We start from the raw sequence: 4,194 nt of genomic DNA, 5'->3' as shown, positions 1-4,194 counted from the left end.
ATATAACGATTATTCAAAAATGCGCAATATTCATAAATATAGTCAAACTACGCAAAAAAATTGAATTTCTTCCATGTTTCAATGAACTAAAATAGTGCAAGTATGATAATTGCTTGAATCATAAAAATTTTATTTAGGAACAATTTTTAATAACAAAATTTAAAAGTCTGCAAGAAACTTCAAATAATCATAATTTTTGAAAGTGACTCAAATCTTCGCATAGGAATTTTTACTGGATCTATCTTAATATTAGTAGCCGTATCAGAATATTTTTTTAAGATGTGGTGGTTCGATGAGTTTTAAGGAGAGTTATGGAAGCAAAGAGGAGTTAGATTTTCTAAAAAGAATCAAGTTAGAATTTAAGGAAGCCGTACAGTTTATAGATACCGAAATAGGGACTGTGGAAAGAGGAGTTGTTGATTTATTAGAAGGACCATTCCGGCAACTAATTGTTAGATTTCCAGTAGAAATGGATAATAGTACAATAAAAATATTTACTGGCTACAGGGTTCAGCATAGTAGATTGTATGAACCTACTAAAGGGGGCATTAGATATGCTCCTGACGTGGATTTGAATATTGTTACTGCCCTGGCTTTTGACATGACGCTGAAATGTCGCGTTGTTGATGTCCCTTTTGGTGGTTCAAAGGGGGGTGTTCGTTGCGATCCCAAAAAAATGTCACAGAGGGAGCTGGATAGGTTAACAAGAAGGTATGCTTACGAAATTTTTCCTGCTATCGGCCCGGATGCCGATGTCCCTGCACCAGACATAGGCACTGGTGAAAGGGAGATGGGGATTATTTACGATACTTATAAAATGTTCAACCCAAAATCTCCACACGCCGAAGCTGTGGTGACTGGAAAACCCGTAAACTTGGGGGGCTCGCATGGCAGGACAGAAGCTACTGCCTTGGGTGGTGCTTATGTTCTTGAGGAGGCTGTTAAAAGAAGACACATAGAAGGATTAGATTCTCTGAAGGATGCCACTGTTGTAGTTCAAGGTTTTGGAAATGCGGGATTTTACATTGCAAAAATTTTATCCGAGGATTACGGATGCAGTATAGTAGGAATCTGCGATTCAAAGGGGGGAATCTACAATCAAGAGGGATTGGATGTAAATGATGTCCTAGATTTTAAACAAAATGTGAGTAAAGAAAAATCGGTAATAGGATATAACGGACTTCAACCTTTAACCATGGAACAGTTACTGACGAGCCCTTGTGATATTTTAGTTCCTGCCGCAAAAGAAACACAAATTATAGGTTCAATTGCCAAGAACATAGAAGCTAAAGTAATTCTAGAACTTGCGAACGGTCCTACAACTAATTATGCTGATAAAATCCTAATCGATAAGAACATCTACGTTTTACCTGATATACTTGCAAACTCTGGTGGAGTAACCGTAAGCTACTTTGAATGGCTCCAAAACAAAGCAGGTGAATGCTGGGAATTAAGCCAAGTTAATGAAAGACTTCATAAGAAAATGGTAACAGCCTACCAAAATGTCACTAAAATTTCGGAAGACCGTGAGCTCCATATGAGAAAAGCGGCATTCGTTTTCGCCATTTCTAACGCGATAGAAGTTATAAAAAATAGAGGCATCTTCCCTTAGTCTCGTATATTTGAAATGAACAAGCGTCTGAGATTTCGAAAATCTTTTTGTTGTTATACATGGAAATATAATTAAAATATGGTTATTTTTCTAGAAGACGATCTCAACTATTATTTGTGGGTGTTTGATTTGAGAGAAAGAAAAATGGAGCCCTTTGGAATTGAGCGTTGGTTCACAAAGTATGAGACTAGTGTAGACATTAATATTGCTGAGAGCGGAATACAACCGTTTACTCTTTCTGAAATACTGGAAATGTCAGATGAAGATTTTTTAAAAACAAAGTTAGGCTATATTGAGAGCGGTGGTTCACGGGAACTACGAGAATTAGCCAGCATGACCTATAAGGAAAAGAACTGGGAGAACATATTGGTCACCACTGGTGGACTGGAAGCCAATTTCTTAATATATAGTGTACTTGTTCAAGAGGGAGACGAGATAATAGTTGAATTTCCGAACTACCAGCAGTTACATTCAGTTCCCAGATTTTTTGGAGCAAAGATTATTCCCTGGAAACTGAGAGAAGAGAATAGCTATAAACCAGATTTAAAAGAGTTAAACGAGTTGATCTCTCCCAGAACCAAAATGATTGTGATAAATCATCCACACAATCCAACGGGTTCCATAATTGATAACAAAACGCTGGGGAAAATTTGTGAGATCGCCCAAGACAATGGCTCATATTTACTATCGGATGAAGTATATTTAGACCTCAAACCTGAGGGGTATGATTTGGATGCTGCTTGTGATATAAGTAGCAAAGCCATTAGTGTGCAGAGCCTTTCCAAGTCTTATGGTTTGCCGGGAAGCAGAATAGGTTGGATTGCTGCCTCGAAAGATGTAATCGAAAGGTGTAACGAGTTCAGGGAGTACGTGACTTTGTGCAGTAATGTTTTGGGGGAAAAACTAGCCATTATTGCTCTAAAAAATCGAAAAAAGGTAATGGAACGAAATAAAAGCATCATTAAAAGAAATTTTGAAATAGTTAAAAAATGGATTAAAAAACATGATGAGCTTAGCTGGGTGATTCCCAGAGCCGGTGTTGTTGCCTTTCCAAGATATAATTTCTTCTTCGAGTCTATAGAACTTTGCAGGAGATTGGCTGAGGAGGAAAGGGTTTTAATCATTCCCGGTAGACTCTTCGGAGATCAAGATACTGAATACCATTTTCGCTTGGGCTTTGGATATGAAACCGAGAAATTAGAAAAAGGATTAATTATTATCGACCGTTTCTTTGAGAGAATTGAATAGAATCTTTGTCTAGAGGCACTCAATAAACTCTGGATAACAAGAATTCATCAAGTTTATCGATCGAATATCATAATCTTGAGTGTGCTTATAATTGACGGTTCTGGATGATTTAAAGGAATGGGATAAAGCGGCAAAAAAATATGATCAATGGTTCAGAACAAAAGTGGGGAGTTATATTTTTAGAATCGAGTTGAGTGCACTGCAAATGGCTTATAAACGCATTGATAAGAAAGGTAGATTTCTTGACATAGGTTGTGGGACAGGATTATTTACAATTCCCGTGTCCGGAGACACCTTTGAGGTAATTGGTATAGATACTTCGGTAAATATGGCTGCGAGAGCTAAGAAGAGGGGAGTTAATGTAATAGTGGGGGATGCACTTCATCTTCCGTTTAAAAACAATGTATTTGATACAGTAATGTTTTTTACCACCTTGGAATTCTTGGGAGAGGAAGAAGCTTTGGGAGAAGTTCAAAGAATTCTTATAAAAGGGGGAGGCTTAATTGTAGGAGTTCACAACCTACTAAATCCTTGGAACTTGTATCGGAAGATTAGAGCCCAGTTTAAAAGAAAATCATTCTACAAAGTTATAAGATATTATTCGCCGTGGCGATTAAGAGGCATTCTTAATAATAGGGGATTTTATGTAAGGTCAGTATCTTCGTGTCTTTTTTCCCCTTGTCTAATCAGATTGCCTTTCCTTAGTAAGATAAAATGGATTTTTGAGAACGTTATTGACTATACATACTTAGGGACCATTCTAGTCGCTGAGGCCATTTTACACAACTCAAAAGTAAAAATAACTTAAAAAACTATGGACAGAACTTCCCGAACTATTTTTAAAAAGACTATCACACTTTTATCTTTAAAAATCATTCTTTCTCTAATTCACGAATAAAGTAAAAAAAAGAGAGGAAGGTAGTTTATTTTCTTTTTAATTTAATTTATTTTACCTCTAATTTGATTGTTTCAATGGGTTCCTTAAAGGGCAATGTAACTTTTAGCAATCCGTTATCAAATTCTGCGCTTGCCTTTTTAGTATCAGCTGAATGGTATAGAGACCAACAGCCGGAATAAGCTAGGTTATCCTTATCGCCCCTAACGCAAACGCTGTTCTCGGTCAGTTCAACGTCTATATTTTCCTTTTTTATTCCTGGCAATTCTATTTCCATATAGTAGTTATCTTTGTCATGGTAAATGCAATTACTAGGTGTGTAGACAATTTTTGATGCCAATTCAACCACCTTTTTGATTTTCTGGGTGAAGGAAATGGTTGGCTGTAAGCTTTGGGACAAAATTAGTTGCTATTCCTTCAAAAGTCCCTTCGCTAGAAC

General features: G+C 36.8%; 4 protein-coding genes. 3 read left to right on the top strand and 1 reads right to left on the bottom strand.

Translation table 11 applies throughout. The features are described 5' to 3' along the window. Positions 1 to 292 precede the first annotated feature (292 nt). The 3 genes from ACUVXA_RS17155 to ACUVXA_RS17145 all read left to right on the top strand — a co-directional run bounded on the left by ACUVXA_RS17155 (position 293) and on the right by ACUVXA_RS17145 (position 3,668). Entirely contained in the window at positions 293 to 1,612 is a 1,320-nt protein-coding gene (locus ACUVXA_RS17155) for a Glu/Leu/Phe/Val family dehydrogenase (RefSeq protein ID WP_445872512.1), read from the top strand. Between the two features lie 129 nt (positions 1,613 to 1,741). Further along, entirely contained in the window at positions 1,742 to 2,860 is a 1,119-nt protein-coding gene (locus ACUVXA_RS17150) for an aminotransferase class I/II-fold pyridoxal phosphate-dependent enzyme (RefSeq protein ID WP_445872511.1), read from the top strand. A gap of 91 nt (positions 2,861 to 2,951) precedes the next feature. Continuing rightward, positions 2,952 to 3,668, top strand: a complete 717-nt coding sequence (locus tag ACUVXA_RS17145) for a class I SAM-dependent methyltransferase (protein ID WP_445872510.1) — start codon at positions 2,952 to 2,954, stop codon at positions 3,666 to 3,668. 136 nt (positions 3,669 to 3,804) lie between these two features. Here the strand turns inward: ACUVXA_RS17145 and ACUVXA_RS17140 are convergent, their stop codons facing one another. Next, a complete protein-coding gene (locus ACUVXA_RS17140) occupies positions 3,805 to 4,095 on the bottom strand; it encodes an Hsp20/alpha crystallin family protein (protein ID WP_445872509.1) in 291 nt (96 codons plus the stop codon). Between the last annotated feature and the right edge of the window lie 99 nt (positions 4,096 to 4,194).

It is taken from the genome of Candidatus Jordarchaeum sp., from assembly GCF_052745115.1.
Note: the sequence above shows the minus strand (reverse complement) of the source record. Positions and strands in the feature narration are given on the sequence as shown.

Excerpts from the sequence above, each read along its gene's own strand:
- ACUVXA_RS17155 (WP_445872512.1), top strand. The coding sequence starts at position 293 with ATGAGTTTTAAGGAGAGTTATGGAAGCAAAGAGGAGTTAGATTTTCTA.